This is a genomic window from Amycolatopsis sp. NPDC051045, assembly GCF_040682955.1.
Taxonomy (GTDB): domain Bacteria; phylum Actinomycetota; class Actinomycetes; order Mycobacteriales; family Pseudonocardiaceae; genus Amycolatopsis.
Window position 1 is genome coordinate 14,267 of sequence record NZ_JBFBCC010000028.1, and the last position, 16,205, is coordinate 30,471.

Below are 16,205 nucleotides of genomic sequence, written 5' to 3' on the forward strand. Positions count from 1 at the left end.
ACCGCGGGTGAGGTGCCGAGCCGTAAAGCCCAACTCGGCCATCACGGCTTCGACCTTCGCCTGGGTCGCGCGACTGGCCAGGTCCGGTCGGTCGAGCACGTTGGACACCGTGCCCACGGAGACCCCCGCCAGACCCGCGACGTCGCTGTTCGGGCGCGGCAGCTCGTCGGCTCAGAGGCTAAAATCGATTTACCACCAGTGGCCCCGCGGCGTTGACTTCCCCTTCGCTGCCATAGTAGCGTCACCACGCGATGGATTGAAACCTTTTAATCCGGAGGACGCGATGCTGCGTTGGGATCCGGGCCGCGGGCCCCTGTCGGTGGGCCGCGGAGCCACGAGGCCGGTTGACTCGATCGCTGCGCTGCCGGCCGAACCCCGCGCCGGCCAGGCGGAGTGAGCAGGGGGCGGTGGATCGATGATCGCTGTGCTCGACCGCGAGGAGCTCGCCTTGCTCGCGCTCTTCGCGGAAGGCTTGCCGCTGGACATCATCGCGCAGCGGCTGGAGCTGTCCGACCGGACCGTTCGCCGCCGGATGCGCTCGATCTGCGATCGGCTGGGCCTGGCGACCCCTATCCAAGCGGTGGTGTGGGCCGCACGCCGTGGACTGGTCTGAACGGTGCTCGGCATCCGTCCGGATTCGGACAACCTCTTGTTTGCCCAGGGGGATCCCTCGTAGCTTCGGGGAAGGTAAAACGTTTCAGTCATGGGATGACGAGGTGCGATCGCGCCCAGCGAGCCAGCCCGAGACCGAGCCATCCGTCCGGCCGAAAGGACCGCCGATGAAGCACCGGCGCCCCATCTTCACCCTCCTCACCGCGTTGCTGCTGGCCGCGTCCGGATCGGCCGTGGCCGCCGCGGCGCCGGGCGGCGGCCACGCCGCGCAGCCGACCAGCCTCAGGACCGAGAACCTCGTGGACCCGATCGGGATCGACGCGGCCAAGCCACTGCTCAGCTGGCTCCCGCCGCAAGGCTCCGCAGGCCAAGCGGCCTACGAAATCCGCGCCACCCTCGACGCCCCGTCCCGGCCCCGAGACCTGTGGGACAGCGGAAAGGTGCGGTCGGCCGCCACCTCGAACATCGCCTACGGCGGCCCGGCCCTGCACGCCCGCGACCACGTCCGCTGGCAGGTACGCACCTGGGACAACGGCGGGCGCGTCTCGCCGTGGAGCGCGGAGTCGAGCTGGGAGATGGGGCTGCTGTCCGCGGCCGACTGGTCGGCCCGCTGGATCGAGAACCCGTCTTACGACTACACCCAGCCGGACGGCAAAGAGACCCCGCTGCCGGTGTTCGGCAAGGCGTTCTCCGTGCACGGGCCGGTCAAGCAGGCGCGCCTCTACACGACGGGGCTCGGCATGTACGCCGCCACGCTCAACGGCCGCGCGGTCGGCGACGCCGTGCTCGAGCCGGGCCAGACCACGTACACCGCCGAGGTCGACTACCGCACCTACGACCTCACCCGGGCGCTGAAGCCGGGCACGAACACGATCGGCCTGGAGACCGGCAGTGGCACCTATCAGCGAGTGAAGACACCGGGCCGGTACTTCTTCGGCAACACCCTCGAGCAGTACACCGTGTACGGCGAACCGAAGGTGATCGCCCAGCTCGAGGTCACCTACCGGGACGGGCGCCGCGAAATCGTCTCGAGCGATGGCACCTGGCGCACCGCACTCGGGCCGACGACGTTCTCGTCGTGGTGGAGCGGCGAAGAGTACGACGCCCGCCGCGGAAACGGTACGGACTGGCAGCAGGCGAGCGTCGTGAAGCTGACGCAGACGACCACGCCGCGGGACACGACGCCGCTGCGCGCGAACCCGCGTCCGCCGGTCACCGTCGCCGAGACCGTGCAGCCCACGGACATCCGCAAGCTCGCCGACGGCTCGTACATCCTCGACTTCGGCGCCAACCGCTCCGGCTGGCCCAGTCTTTCGGTCGCGGGGCGCGCCGGCGACACGGTCACCATGATCCCCGCCGAGAAGCTCGCCGCGGACGGCACGCTGGACATCGCCAGCACCGGCGCGAAACCCGGCAGCCAGATCGCCTACCGCTACACCCTGGCCGGGCGCGGCCTCGAGAAGTGGCACACGCAGTTCACCTACAGCGGGTACCGCTACCTGCAGGTGAGCGGGCTGCGCAAGGCACCCGCGAAGGACACCGTGACCATGGACGTCGTCTACGCGGCGAACCCGAGCGCGAGCGAGTTCACTTCGTCCAGCGATCTGCTCAACCGGATCCACGCCATCACCGAGCGTTCGATCCGGAGCAACATGACGTCGGTCTTGACCGACTGCCCGGACCGGGAGAAGGGTCCCTACACCGGCGACAACCTGCACAACATCGACGCGCTGCTCACCGATTACGACATGTCGGCCTTCCAGCCGCAGCTCGTGCGCAACATGGCCACCGCGCAGCGGCAGCCCGGTGACGAATCACCGGGCCTGATCGCCAACATCGCGCCGGAGTTCCACCGCGTCGCCCCCGTCAAGCTGCCGTACCCGCAGGGCACCATCGAGTTCCTCGACGAGGTCAACTGGGGCGGTGCGATCATCCGCATCCCGTGGCAGCTTTACCAGACCTACGGCGACACCCGGACGATGGCGACGTACTACGACAACATGGTCGCGTGGCTGGATTACGAGGCCTCGAACAAGGCCACCAACAACGGAGACATCCCCGGGCTCGGTGACTGGTCCGCGACGGACAACACCACGCCGATGCAGCTGGCCATCACCGCCGGCTACTACACCGCTGCGCAGGACATGGCGAGCATCGCGCAGGTTCTCGGCAAGACCGCCGACCACACCAAGTACACCGCACTGGCCACCCGGCTGTCCGGCGAGTTCAGGACCCGCTTCCGGCACGTCGACGAGAACGGCGTCTTCTACGGCAGCGACAGCGAAGCGTCCAACGCCATGGCTCTCGACGCGGGCCTGGTCGCGCCCGCCGACCGCGCCGCGGTGCTCGACCGGCTCGTCGCGTCGGTGCGCAAGGCCGGTGACCACATCACCACCGGTTCGGTCGCGCTCGGTCCGCTCTTCCGCGCACTGCAAGCAGGCAACCGCAACGACGTCATCTACGACATGGTCGTCAACCCGACGTCCCCGGGCTACGGCTACCTCGTCGCCAGCGGGCACACGACGTTGTCCGAGAGCCTCGACGGCGGTGGCTCGCAGAACCACCACTTCCTCGGCGCGGTCGACGCGTGGTTCGTTCGCGGGGTGGCCGGGATCCGGCAGGCCCCCGGCTCGGTCGGTTACCGCAGCCTGGAGATCGCTCCGGCGCTCGTCGGCGACCTGACCCGCGCGTCCGGCAGCTATCGGACGCCGCTCGGGACCGTCAGCAGCAGCTGGACGAAGTCGGCGCACGGGTTCCGGCTGGAGGTCACCGTGCCGCCCGGCGCTACCGCGACCGTGCACCTTCCCGGCAGCCCGACCGCGCACAGCGTCGGCTCCGGCAAGCACACCTTCACGACTTCGATCTGATCACCCCTCGACAAGGAGGTCCGATGGTGGGCTCAGGGATAACCCGCAGGGCGATGATCGGCGGGTCGCTGTCCGTGATCGCCGGGATGAGCATGCCGTTCCCGGCACTGGCGCTGGGCGCAACGAGAACAGCCGAGGCGGCAACCCGCTACGGCAAGGTGCGGGGGAAACGCGAGGACGGCATCGTGAAGTTCCTCGGCGTGCCCTACGCCACGCCGCCACTCGGCGAATTGCGGTTCAAGGCCCCGAAGCCGCCCAGGAGCTGGCACGGCGTGCGCGATGCGGTGACCTTTCCCAACCCGGCATTCCAGGTGGCGGGCAACGAGATGGGCCCGAACGGCAACGGCCGGATGCCGGCCCCCTCCGAAGACTGCCTCTACCTCAACATCTGGACCCCCGCCGCGGACCGCAGGCGGCGGCCGGTGATGTTCTACAACCACGGCGGCGGCTACATGATCGGCTCCGGCTCCGCCACGGGGCAGGACGGCACCCACCTGGCGCAGCTCTACGACGTGGTGGTGGTCGAGTCCAACCATCGGCTCGGCCTGCTGGGCTACTTGTTCCTCGGTGACCTCGCCGGCGGGGAATACGCCGCCAACCAGGGCATGCTGGACATCCTCGCGGCGCTGCGCTGGACCCGGGAGAACATCGAGAACTTCGGGGGCGACCCCGACAACGTCATGGTCTGGGGCGAGAGTGGCGGCGGCGCCAAGACCGCGGCCGTCTACACCATGCCGCAGGCTGCGCACCTCTTCCACAAAGCCTCGATCGAAAGCGCCGCACCGCTGCGTTTCCCCACCCGCGAAGGCGCCAACACCCGGGCCAGGCGCACGCTGGAGCTCCTGGGGCTGAGCAAGGCGGACATCCCCAAGCTGCACGGCATCCCGGCCGCGAGGCTGCTCGAGATCCAGCCGTCCGAAGCCGCCAACGGCGTAGCGCCCTGGGGCGATCCCGACCCGCTCCCCGGCTTCGGAGCCTTCGTCGACGGCACCGTCATCCCGCAGCACCCCTTCGCCGACGGCGTGGCACCGTTCTCGGCAGGCAAGCCGTTGATGTGCGGTACCTGCCGCGACGAAACGGTGTTCTTCAGCCTCTTCGGGCCGCCCGACATCTTCCGCATCGACGAGGCCGGCCTGCGCCGGGAACTGAGCAAGACGTACCAGGGCGCCGAGCTGGACGAGATCATCGAGACCTTCCACAGGTCGAGGCCCGACGCGACACCGGCGCAGCTCTACTTCGCGATCACCACCTCGCCGATCTGGCGCGACGCGATCAAGATCGCGGAGGCCAAAGCGGCGCAGCACGCGGCGCCCGTGTTCATGTACCAGCTCGCCTACAAGAACCCGACCCTGGTGCCCGGCACCGATTTCCCCCTCGGCTCGCCGCACGCGTCGGACATCAACCTCAAGTTCGCCAACACCGGAAACGGTCTGCCGGGGCAGTTCGCGACCGCGCGGCACATGAGTGAGCTGTGGGCGGGCTTCGCCCACCACAGCCGTCCCACCGCGACGGACGTGCCGGCATGGCCCGCCTACACGCCGAGGAATCGTGCCACGATGTGGCTCGACGCCGACTGCAAGATCGTCAGCGATCCGGACAAGCCCGAAAGGCTGTTCTGGGAGAATCGCGCCTGAGGCGCGTCAGGTCTCCACCGCCGCTCTCTGATCCACCACACGAAGGAGTGTGCAGATGGACGTCACCCGTCGGTCGATGTTGAGGTGGTCGGGAGCGGGCGTGGCCGCGGCCGGGGCCGTGGCTGTGACCCCCGCAGGCTTGGCGGAGGCGGCCGCGGCGCCGTCGGGTGGTGTGCTCCGCGCGGCGCCGGCTGCGTCGGTCGAGGCGATGGCCGCCGTCACGCGGGCCCGGCAGCTGGTGGCCCGGATGACCCTCGACGAGAAGATCGCCTACTGTCACGGCGTTCCGGCGACGAAGGGCTTCACCGGCCACATCCCCGCCAACACCCGGCTCGGCATCCCGGCGCTGCGGCTGGCCGACGGGCCGAGTGGCGTCGGCAACGGGTCCGTCGGGGTCACCCAGTGGCCGGACTCGAAGGCGCTGGCCGCCACCTGGAACCCGGACACCGCGACGGACTACGGGAAGGCGTACGGCGCCGAACAGGCCGCCAAGGGTCACAACGTCGCCCTGGCGCCCTGCATCAACATCCTCCGGGTGCCGCACTGGGGCCGTTCGTTCGAGACCTACACCGAGGACCCCTTCCTCAACGGGCAGCTTGCGGCTGCGACGATTCGCGGTATCCAGGCCAACCACGTGCTCTCGACGGTGAAGCACTTCGTGGCCAACAACCAGGAAATCCTGCGCAACTCGATCGACGTCGTCGTCTCGGAGCGCGCCCTGCAGGAGATCTACTACCCGGGCTTCCGGGCCGCCGTCCAGCAGGGCCGGTCCGGCGCCGTCATGACGTCCTACAACAAGATCAACGGGACGTGGGCCCACGAGAACCGGGTCAGTGTGCAGGACACGCTGCGCGACGCGTGGGGCTACGACGGCTGGGTCATGTCGGACTGGGGCGGCACCCACAGCACCGTCCAGACCGCCAAGGCCGGTTCGGACACCGAGATGCCCGGCGGTACCTACCTCGGCGACCCGCTGAAGGCGGCGGTGCTTTCCGGCGCGGTCAGCCAGGCGCAGCTCGACACCATGGTGACCCAGGTCCTCACGCCGATGATCCGCGTCGGGCTGTTCGACCACCCGCTGCCCGACCCGGCCACCGTGGTCGACACCGTGGTTTCGACTCCGGCACACCTTGACCTGGCCCGCCGGATCGGCGTCGAAGGCAGCGTGCTGCTCAAGAACGACGGTGTTCTGCCGTTCGCCCGTCCGCGCAGCATCGCGGTCATCGGCGACGCGGCCGATGCCGGGGCCCAGACCCACGGCGGCGGCTCGGGCAGCGTCACCTCCAACGGCCCGGTCGTGACTCCGCTGACCGGCATCCGTGCCCGGGCGGGGTCGATTCCGGTGACGTATGCGCGGGGAACGCTCGGGATCGGGGCGCTGCCGGTCGTCCCGGCGTCGGCGTTCGGGGCCGGGCTGACGGCCACCTACTACGCGTCCACCGACCTGACCGGCGACCCGCTGGGCACCGAGACCGTCCCGAACTTGAACGTCACGGCGACCCCGGCGGCCGTCGCGAGCCAGACGGACGGCTGGTCGGCGCGGTACACCGGCACCTTCCACGCCGACGTTGCCGGGCGTTACCGGTTCAGCCTCACCGCCGGCGGGCTGACCACGCTGAGCATCGACGGCAAAGTCGTGCTCACCTTCCTGCCAGGCCGGGAATCCGTGCAGAACGGATTCGTGGCCCTGGCCGCGGGTGACCACGCCATCGAGGTCACCTACGTCTCGGCCGCGCCGGCACCGGGTGGACGCACTCCGCGCACCTCCCTGGTGCTCGGTTCTCAGGCCGGGTACGACCGACTGCACCAAGAGGCCGCCGCGGCCGCGCGCGCCGCGGACGTGGCTGTCGTGGTCCTCGCCGACGTCACCAGCGAGGGGATGGACCGTTCGACGTTGGCCTTGCCGGCCGATCAGAACGAGCTCGTCGCGGCGGTCGTGCGGGCGAACCCGCGCACCGTGGTCGTGCTGAACACCTCGGGTGCGGTGCTGATGCCGTGGCTGGGCAGCGTCAAGGGCGTCATCGCCAACTGGTACGCGGGGCAGGAGCAGGGCAACGCGGTGGCGGCGATGCTGTTCGGCGACGCCGAGCCGGGTGGCCGGCTACCCGAGACGTTCCCTGCCTCCGACCAGCAAGGCCCGGCGAAGACGGGTGTCGAGTTCCCCGGTGACGGGGTGCACGTCTTCTACGACGAAGGTCTGGCGGTGGGGTACCGCTGGTACCAGCACGCCGGGGAGAAGCCGTTGTTCCCGTTCGGGTACGGGCTGTCGTACACGAGCTTCCGGCTGGGCGACTTGCATCTGTCGCGTACGCCGGACGGCCTTCGTGCTTCGGTGTCTGTCGCCAACACCGGGCGTCGAGCCGGTTCGGAAGTCGTCCAGCTGTACGTCGCCGCTCCTGAGGCGGCTCGCGAGCCCGCACAGCAGCTGAAAGCCTTCGCCAAGGTGACCCTTCGACCGGGCCGGCGCACGACGGTGACGCTGGACGTGCCGCGGGACGAACTCGCGGTGTGGCTCAACTCGGGCACGGGGTGGACGGTCGTGCCGGGCAGCTACTCCGTCGGCGTGGGCACGTCGTCGGCTGACCTCCCGCTCCGGGGGCGTATCGCGGTGTCTTGACCATGTCGGCCGAAGGGGGCGACGGGAAACCCGGCGCGGCCGGAGTTTGCAACGACCAGGCTGCTCCCATGGTCATCGAGATCTTGATGCCGCCGTGGAAGCTCGGCCCTGGTCAGCGGCGGGGTCGCGGTTCACACGTCTGCACTAGCATGGGCCGCGGGTCCACGGCGTGCGGAGAGGAACGGTCGGCTGAACAGGGTCACGATTCGCGACGTCGCCGAGCTGGCCAAGGTGTCGCCTGCCTCGGTGTCGAACTACTTCCACAAGCCGCGGAAGCTCTCCGACGCGACGAGGCAGCGGATCCAGCAGGCGGTCGATGCCCTCGGGTTCGTGCCGAACGACGCCGCTCGCACCCTCCGGACCGGCGTCAGCCCGGTGATCGGCTACATCGCCTTCGAACTGGCCGGGGCCACCACGCCCGAGATCGCCGCGGCGATCGAGCAGCGGGTGTCGGCCGAGGGCATGTACATGCTGATGGCCAACGACACCGGATCCGAGCAGCGCGAGCGCAGTTACCTGCAGCTGTTCGCCAAGCAGCTGGTCAGCGGAGTGATCATCGCGCCGGTCGGCAACGTCGAAGCCGAACTGGCCCGGATGCGCTCGTTCGGCATCGCGAGCGTGCTCAGCGCGCGCCACGCCGAATCGCCCGAGCAGGCGTCCGTCTCGATCGACCACGTCGAGGGCGGCAAGCTCGCGGCGTCCCACCTGATCGAGCAGGGGCGCAAGCGCATCGGGTTCGTCTCCTCCTCGCTCGCGCTGAAGCAGGTGGCCGACCGGCTCAACGGCGCGTTGTCGGCGGTCCGCTCGGCCCCCGGTGTCACCCTGGAAGTCATCCCCGTTCCCGAGCGCTCGGTCGAAGCGGGCATCGCCTGCGCGGACGCGATCGCGAGCAGGCCGCCCGCGGCCCGCCCCGACGCGTTGTTCTGCGCGAACGACCTGCTGGCCATCGGTGTCGTCCAGGCGTTCGTGTCGTCGAAGGTCGTCAGCGTGCCGGCCGACATCGCCGTGGTCGGCTACGACGACATCGAGTTCGCCCGGTCCACGATCGTGCCGCTCACCACCATCCGGACGCCCCACGCCGAGCTGGGTACCGCGCTGGCCGACCTGCTCTTCGCCGAAATCGACGCGCTTGGCTCGGCCGGCGAGCGCGGCGCCCCGGACCTGCCCCGGCCGCAGATCGAGTTCTCGCCCGAGCTGGTCGTGCGGGCATCGACCGTCCGGCAGTGAGAGTGGACCACCGGCGTCGCGACGCCGATGTTGCCGACTGAGGTACCGCGAGCCTGTCAGTGCGGGGGAGCGGTGGTGCGCCGGGGAACGAGAGTCGGCGAGAGCGTGATCCGGGCCGTCGGCCGGGCCCGGTCGGCGATGCGTTCCAGGAGGAGCCGGGCGGCGGCGGTGCCGATGTGGTGCCCGGCTTGGTCGACGCTGGTGAGCGAGATGGGGCCGAGGGCGGCGAAGCTGGTGTTGTCGTAGCCGGCGAGCGAGATGTCGTCGGGGACGGACAGGCCCGCTTCGCTGAGTGCGGTCAGCACGCCCATGGCGACGATGTCGGCGCCGGCGAAAATGGCCGTCGGCCGCTCGGGACGCGCGAGGATCTGCCGGGCGCCGAGGTAGCCACCTTCCTGGGTGTAGGTCGTGGACACGATGTCGGGCTCCAAACCCCTGGCGTGCATGGCTTTCCGGTAGCCGTCGGCGCGGACCGCGTTGGGCATTTCGGCCAGGCGCGCGGGATCGGACTCGTGGTGCTCGATGTGGGCGATGTGGCGGTGGCCGAGGTCGGCGAGGTGGTCGACGACGAGCGCGGCGCCGGTCGTGTCGTCGTCGGTCACCGTGTCGTAGCAGGACGACCGGGTGTGGCGGCCCACCACGACGGTGGGGATGGTCTTGGCGAGGTGTTCGAGGCGTGCCTTGGACATCACCGGGGCGATCAGGACGAGGCCGTCCATGCCGCGGTCGACCATCGCGTCGGTGAGCTTGCCTTCGTCCTTCTCGTTGTCGCAGCTGGGGCCGAGCAGGACGTGGTAGTCGGTGTCGCGCAAGGTATCGGTGAGGCCGTCGAGGATCTCCGGGAAGAACGGGTTCCGGATGTCCGGCAGCATGACGCCGATGGTGTAGGTCTGGCCGCGCAGCCCTCGGGCGGCGGCGTACGGGCGGTACCCCAGTTCCTCGATCGCCCGCTGGACTTTCGCGCGCATGGCGGGGCTCGCGCCGTAGGCGTTGCGCAGGACTTTTGAGGCCGCTGTCGTCGAGACGCCCGCGTGCCGGGCGACGTCGACGATCGTCACGCGGCGTGGCTGCTCAGCTCGACCCATGTGGGGAACGTTACCTGCTGCACGTACGCGTTGCACCAGGTGTCTTGACGCACACTGACGCGGCTCTTAGAGTCGTCCGCACCCCGTCAGTGGGCAACGTTACCCAAAGTTTCTTCAGTTCCGGCCGTCTCTCTGCCGCAACACTGAAACGTTCAAACAAGGTGGGCGCCAATGACTGTCGCCATCAAGGACCGACACGCGGACGTCGGTGCGGCACCGCCGAGCCGCCGGCGCGGCGGAACGAGCCGGCGGGCCGTCCCGTGGTGGTTCACCGTCCCGGCCCTGCTGCTGTTCGCGTTCGTGGTGCTGGTGCCCAGCGCCCGGGGCGTCTACTACGCGTTCACCGACTGGGACGGCCTGTCGCCGGACTTCTCCTGGATCGGCTTCGGCAACTTCGCGGACATGGTGGACGATCCCGCGGCCACCCAGGCGATCTGGCACACGCTGGTGATCGCGGTGGCGATCACGGTCCTCCAGAACGGGCTCGGCCTCCTGCTGGCGCTGGGGGTCAACACGATCATCAAGTCCCGCAACGTGCTCCGGGTCTTCCTGTTCGCGCCCGCGTTGGTCACGCCGATCGTGTCCGCCTACCTGTGGCGCAACATCCTCGGCCCGGACGGGGCCGTGAACAGCCTGCTCGGCACGGTGGGCCTGGGCTCGTGGCGCCAGGATTGGCTCGGCGACCCGGACCTCGCGCTCTGGTCGGTGGTGGGCGTGATCGTGTGGCAGTACGCCGGCTACTCGATGGTCATCTTCCTCGCCGGGCTGCAGGCGGTCCCGCGCGAGATCCACGAAGCGGCCGCCATCGACGGCGCCGGCGCGGTGCGCCGGTTCTGGTCGGTGACGCGTCCGCTGCTCGCGCCGGCGTTCACGATCAACCTGATGCTGTCGATCATCGGCGGCCTCAAGCTGTTCGACCAGGTCTACGCGCTGACGGGCGGCGGCCCGGGGCACGCGACCGACACGCTCTCGACGCTGATCTACAAGGACGCCTTCACCCTCGGGGAGTTCGGCTACAGCATCGCGCTGGCGCTCGTGCTGACCGTCATCGTGTCGGTGGCGTCCACCGGGCAGTACCTGGGGCTGTCGCGAGCCGAGAGGGCCGCGTCGTGAACCGTTACCGCGCCCGCACGCTCACCCTCGAGCTGGTGATGATCGCCGCCGGGCTGGTCTTCGCGTTCCCGGTGTACGTGCTGGTCAACCTCGCCATCCGGCAGCCGTCGGACACCTCGTCCCCGATCGCGCCGACCACCTCGCCGACGTTCGGCAACTTCACGCAGGCGTGGCAGCAGGGCGCGCTGGGCGGCGCGCTGGCGAACAGCGTGCTCGTCACCGTGGGTTCCGTGGTGGTCATCCTGGCCGTCTCGGCGCTCGCGGCCTACCCGCTGGCCCGGGTGGCCGCCCGCTGGTCGCGGTGGACGTTCCTGCTGATCATGCTGGGCCTGGTGCTGCCGTTCCAGCTGGCCGCGCTGCCGCTGTACCAGACGATGCGCGACCTCGGGCTGCTCGGGACGCCGTGGGCGCTGATCCTGTTCTACTCCGGGCTGCAGGTGCCGTTCACGACGTTCCTGTACGTCGGGTTCCTGCGCGCGGTCCCGCGCGAATTCGAGGACGCCGCACTGATCGACGGGTGCACGACGCTGCAGGGCTTCCGGTACGTCGTGCTGCCGATGCTCAAACCGGTCACCGTCACCGCGCTCGTGCTCAACGCGGTCGCCGTCTGGAATGACTTCTTCACCCCGCTGCTCTACCTCAGCGGCGGCGCCCAGCAGACCCTGCCGGTCGCCATCGCCGGGTTCGTCGGCCAGTACGTGGCCGACTGGAACCTCATCTTCGCCGCACTGGTGATCAGCATCGTGCCGATCCTGGTCGTCTACTTCGCGCTGCAACGCAGCATCATCAACGGCTTCGCCGGAGGGCTCAAAGGATGACGGAAACGCTGACCCCGTACGGACTCCAGACCGAGCAGCGCCACGAACCCCTCGGTCTCGGCGAGTCGCGCCCGCGGCTGTCGTGGCGGCTGGCCAGTGATCGCCGCGGCGCCGCGCAGAGCGCCTACCGGATCACCGCCGCCGAACACGCGGCCGACCTCGACGACCCCGCGCGCCTGCTGTGGGACAGCGGACGCCGGGAAGGCTGCGACGGCGTCCTCGTGCCCTGGAACGGCCCGGTGCTGCGCTCGGCCACCCGCTACCACTGGCGCGTCGAGCTCTGGGACGACACCGGCGCCGCGGCGGGCACGGCGGAAAGCTGGTTCGAGACCGGCCTGCTGCACCACGACGACTGGACGGCGGTGTGGATCGGCCGCGACAGCCGTGCCCAGCCGGTGTTCGACCCGCCGACCGACCACGACCAGCCGCTCGGCGAGCCGCCGGTGAACCTGCGCCGGGAATTCGAGCTGACGCGGGACCCCGTGCGGGCCCGCCTGTACGCCACCGCACACGGCGTCTACGAGGCTTCGCTGAACGGCGTGCGCGTCGGCGACGTCGAGCTGGCGCCGGGGTGGACGGAATACCACTACCGGCTCCAGTACCAGACCTACGACGTCACCTCGTTGCTGCGGACCGGCGAGAACGCTCTCGGCGCCGTGGTCGCCGATGGATGGTGGTCGGGGTTCGTGGGGTTCGACGAGCGCCGGCCTGCGCGGCACTACGGTGACCACCCGGGCTTCTTCGCTCAGCTCGTCGTCGACTTCGCCGACGGCTCACGCCAGGTGGTGGCCACGGATGCCGCCTGGACCGAGCGGCCTGGTGTCGTCCGCTTCGCCGACCTGCTGATGGGGGAGCACGTCGACGCGTCGGCCGCCACGGGCGCGTGGCAGCCGGTGGCCGTGCTCGGCACCGAGCCGGGGCCGCTGGTGGCCGAACCCGATCCGCCGATTCGCGTCACGCGCGAGGTGCCACCGATCTCCGTCGTGGAAAAGGAACCCGGGCGGTGCATCGTCGACTTCGGACAGAACCTCGTCGGCCGCGTGCGGCTGACCGTCCGCGATGCTCCGTCCGGTCGCCGGATCATCTTGCGGCACGCCGAGATCCTCGATGACGGTGAGCTGTACGTGACGAACCTGCGGCGGGCCGCGGCGACCGACAGCTATGTGTGTGGCGGTGAGCCGGTCGAGGCGTTCGAGCCGCGGTTCACCGTGCACGGCTTCCGGTACCTGGAAGTCACCGGGTACGCGCTGACCGCGGACGATGTCGTGGCTCGTGTGCTGCACAACGACACGCCGTGGACGGGCACCTTCGAGTGCTCCGACGCGATGGTCAACCAGCTGCAGGCCAACATCTCCTGGGGTCAGCGCGGCAACTTCGTCGCGGTGCCGACCGATTGCCCCCAGCGGGACGAGCGCCTCGGCTGGCTCGGCGACGCCCAGATCTTCGCCCCGACCGCCAGCCGCAACGCCGACGTCGGCGCGTTCTTCGCCCGCTGGCTGGCCGATGTCGTCGACGGCCAGGACGCCGACGGCGCGTTCGGCGACGTCGCCCCGCGCATCGCCATGGCCCGCGAGGCCGCGCCGGCCTGGGGCGACGCCGGCGTGATCGTCCCGTGGCACCTCTGGCGCACCTACGGCGACCGCCGTGTGCTGGAGCGGTGCTTCGACGCGATGGTCGCCTGGGTCGCGCACATCCGGCGCCACAACCCGGACCTGCGCTGGCGGCACCGGACCGGCAACTCCTACGGCGACTGGCTGCAGATCGACGTCACCACGCCCCGGGACGTGCTCTCGACCGCTTACTTCGCCCGCAGCGCACAAATCGTGGCCGAGGCCGCCGAAGTGCTGGGCCGGACCGATGTCGCGGCCGAACACCACGCGCTGCACGCGTCGATCCGCACCGCGTTCATCGAGTCCTATGTGGACGAGGACGGTGCGGTCGAGGGCGGCACCCAGACCGCGTACCTGCTGGCCCTGGCGTTCGGCCTGGTCCCGGACGACCTGGTGGGGGCCGCGGTGGACCACCTCGCGGCCGACGTCGAGAAGCGCGGCAACCGGCTCACGACCGGGTTCGTCGGCGTCGCGCTGCTCTGCCCGGTGCTCGCCGACCACGGGCGCGCCGACCTGGCGTACGCGCTGCTGCAGCAGGAGGAGTTCCCGTCCTGGGGCTACTCGATCCGCCACGGCGCCACCACCATCTGGGAACGCTGGGACGGCTGGACCGAGCACGGCGGGTTCCAGTCCGCCGCGATGAACTCGTTCAACCACTACAGCCTCGGCAGCGTCGGCGACTGGCTCTTCGGCCGCGTCGCCGGCATCGACCAGACGCCGGATTCCGTCGCCTACGCCGAACTGCTGCTGCGCCCGCTGCCCGGCGGGTCGCTGACCTGGGCGCGGGCCGAGCAGGAAACGGCCCGGGGCCGCGTCGCCTGCGGTTGGACACTCGACGGCGATCAGATCACCGTCACCGCGGTGGTCCCGCCGGGAACCACCGCCGTGCTGGAAGTCCCGACCACCGATCCGGCGAGCATCGCGAGCCAGGATGCAGCGCTGGACCAGTCCGGCGCCACCCTCCGGCTGCCCTCCGGCTCCCACGTCGTCACCGCCACCTTTTCGAAGGAGCTGTCATGAAGATCATGCCCGTCCTGCTGGCCGTGGTGACCGGTGCCGCGCTGGTCGCCTGCAGCGGAGGCACGAACGCCACCAACAGCGGGAACAACACCACCCTCTCGCTCGCCTCGGTCGACCAAGGCTCCGTCGAGGACGTCGTCAAGGCCTTCGAAGCGGCCAACCCCGGGGTGAAGGTGAACTTCACGACCAGCGGGGCCGACCAGTTCCAGCAGCAGATCCGCACTCAGCTGTCCTCCGGCACGGCGCCCGACGTCATGTCGGTGTGGCCGGGCAACGGCAACCCCGGCACCGTCACCGTCCTGGCCAAGGGCGGCTACCTCCGTGACCTGTCGGACCAGCCGTGGGCCACGAAGTTCCCGCAGGTGGTCAGCGACGTCGCCCGGTACGAGGGCAAGACGTACGACGCGATCTACGGGATCAACGGCATCGGCGCGATCTACCACCAGGACGCGATGACCAAGGCGGGCCTCACGGCGCCGTCGACGTGGACCGAGCTGCTCGCCTTCTGCCGCGCGGCCAAGGAGAAGGGCACCCCGGCGTTCGCGCTGGGCATCCAGGACAACTGGGTCACCCAGGTCGCGCTGTACCCGCTGGCCGCCACGCTCGTCTACGGCCCGGACCGGGACTTCGAGAAGAAGATGGCGGCCGGCCAGACGTCGTTCGCGAGCTCGCCGTGGGCGGCCGCGTTCGCCAAGTACGGCGAGATGGCCCAAACGGGCTGCTTCCAGGACAACCCCCTCGGCACCAGTTACGAAGCCAGCCAGAAACTGGCCGCGACCGGCAAGACGCTGGGTATCATCCAGGGCAACTGGGTGATCTCGTTGCTGAAGAAGCAGAATCCGAGCGGCACGTTCACCCTCAAACCCCTCCCGGCGACGGACGACCCGGCGCAGACGATCGTGCCGGCGGCGGCCGGGGCGGGCTACGGCGTCAACGCGAAGGCGAAGAACCCGGAGCTGGCGATGAAGTTCATCAGCTTCGTGATGTCCCCACAGGGCATGAACCTGTTCGCGGAGAAGCAGGGTGGCCTCCCCGCTCTCTCGGACACCGGGTTCAAGCTGGACGCCTCGCTCACTGAGCTTTCCGGCTCCATCAACCAGAACAAGACGGTCCCGTTCATGGACCAGCTGTGGCCCAACCCGAAGGTGCAGCAGACGATGTTGACGGGCATCCAGGAGGTGTTCAGCAAGCAGGCCACCCCGGACAAGGTCCTGGCGGCGATGGACGCCGACTACAAGTCCGGGGCCTGACCCGGCGGCCACCTTTATCCGCTACCCGGGTGTCAGCGGCCGACGAGGGACATGTGCTGCTCGTTGTACCGGTCGCCCTGCACGCCGATCCGCGCCGCGATGTGGTTCAGGTCGGTCAGTTCGTCGGCCGAGAGCGGTACTCCGGTGGCGGCGGCGTTTTCTTCGATCCGCTCGAGCCGACCTCGGCGGTGTCGAAGAACGTGACACCTCGCTCGACTGCGCCGCGCAACACCGCGATCATGGCGGCGCGGTCGCCGGGGTTGGGGCCGTAGCTCTGGGACATGCCCATGGCACCCAGGCCGATGGCCGAGATCCGCAGACCTTGGCCGAGAATTCGGGTGTGCACGGTGGA

Annotated in this window: 11 protein-coding genes and 1 pseudogene; 9 read left to right on the plus strand and 3 right to left on the minus strand. The window is 69.8% G+C overall.

The features are described from left to right. Positions 1–24: 24 nt before the first annotated feature. Positions 25–162, minus strand: a pseudogene (locus tag AB0M80_RS38565) (LacI family DNA-binding transcriptional regulator); the annotation flags it as partial. A 253-nt stretch (positions 163–415) separates the two neighbouring features. Between AB0M80_RS38565 and AB0M80_RS38570 the strand changes: the two are divergent. The 5 genes from AB0M80_RS38570 (at position 416) to AB0M80_RS38590 (ending at position 8,957) form a co-directional block, all read left to right on the plus strand. Further along, on the plus strand, positions 416–613 hold the full coding sequence (locus AB0M80_RS38570) for a LuxR C-terminal-related transcriptional regulator (protein ID WP_364574839.1): 198 nt from the start codon (positions 416–418) through the stop codon (positions 611–613). Positions 614–779: 166 nt separating this feature from the next. After that, positions 780–3,479, plus strand: coding sequence for a family 78 glycoside hydrolase catalytic domain (locus AB0M80_RS38575; protein ID WP_364574840.1), 2,700 nt, complete (start codon positions 780–782; stop codon positions 3,477–3,479). A gap of 23 nt (positions 3,480–3,502) precedes the next feature. Continuing rightward, complete coding sequence (locus tag AB0M80_RS38580; protein WP_364574842.1) at positions 3,503–5,113, plus strand: carboxylesterase family protein; 1,611 nt, start codon at positions 3,503–3,505, stop codon at positions 5,111–5,113. A 55-nt stretch (positions 5,114–5,168) separates the two neighbouring features. Continuing rightward, complete coding sequence (locus tag AB0M80_RS38585) at positions 5,169–7,730, plus strand: glycoside hydrolase family 3 C-terminal domain-containing protein (RefSeq protein WP_364574845.1); 2,562 nt, start codon at positions 5,169–5,171, stop codon at positions 7,728–7,730. Between the two features lie 204 nt (positions 7,731–7,934). Beyond that, positions 7,935–8,957, plus strand: coding sequence for a LacI family DNA-binding transcriptional regulator (locus tag AB0M80_RS38590; protein ID WP_364574945.1), 1,023 nt, complete (start codon positions 7,935–7,937; stop codon positions 8,955–8,957). A gap of 56 nt (positions 8,958–9,013) precedes the next feature. Here AB0M80_RS38590 and AB0M80_RS38595 read toward each other — a convergent pair whose 3' ends face one another. Continuing rightward, on the minus strand, positions 9,014–10,042 hold the full coding sequence (locus AB0M80_RS38595) for a LacI family DNA-binding transcriptional regulator (protein WP_364574847.1): 1,029 nt from the start codon (positions 10,040–10,042) through the stop codon (positions 9,014–9,016). Positions 10,043–10,213: 171 nt separating this feature from the next. Between AB0M80_RS38595 and AB0M80_RS38600 the strand changes: the two genes are divergently transcribed. The 4 genes from AB0M80_RS38600 to AB0M80_RS38615 are packed head-to-tail and all read left to right on the plus strand — an operon-like array spanning position 10,214 to position 15,853. Beyond that, the gene (locus AB0M80_RS38600) at positions 10,214–11,155 is read left to right on the plus strand and encodes a sugar ABC transporter permease (protein ID WP_364574849.1); all 942 of its coding nucleotides are present in this window, start codon (positions 10,214–10,216) and stop codon (positions 11,153–11,155) included. After that, a complete protein-coding gene (locus AB0M80_RS38605; protein WP_364574851.1) occupies positions 11,152–11,973 on the plus strand; it encodes a carbohydrate ABC transporter permease in 822 nt (273 codons plus the stop codon). Before AB0M80_RS38600 ends, AB0M80_RS38605 begins: the two co-directional genes overlap by 4 nt. Then, positions 11,970–14,603, plus strand: a complete 2,634-nt coding sequence (locus AB0M80_RS38610) for a family 78 glycoside hydrolase catalytic domain (RefSeq protein WP_364574853.1) — start codon at positions 11,970–11,972, stop codon at positions 14,601–14,603. The genes AB0M80_RS38605 and AB0M80_RS38610 overlap by 4 nt, the downstream gene beginning before the upstream one ends. Then, entirely contained in the window at positions 14,600–15,853 is a 1,254-nt protein-coding gene (locus tag AB0M80_RS38615) for an extracellular solute-binding protein (RefSeq protein WP_364574856.1), read from the plus strand. The genes AB0M80_RS38610 and AB0M80_RS38615 overlap by 4 nt, the downstream gene beginning before the upstream one ends. A 115-nt stretch (positions 15,854–15,968) precedes the next feature. On the opposite strand, the gene AB0M80_RS38620 is transcribed toward AB0M80_RS38615, so the two are convergent. Continuing rightward, positions 15,969–16,199 carry an aldo/keto reductase gene (locus AB0M80_RS38620; protein WP_364574858.1) on the minus strand — a complete coding sequence of 77 codons (231 nt, stop codon included), beginning with the start codon at positions 16,197–16,199 and terminating at the stop codon, positions 15,969–15,971. Positions 16,200–16,205: the final 6 nt, after the last annotated feature.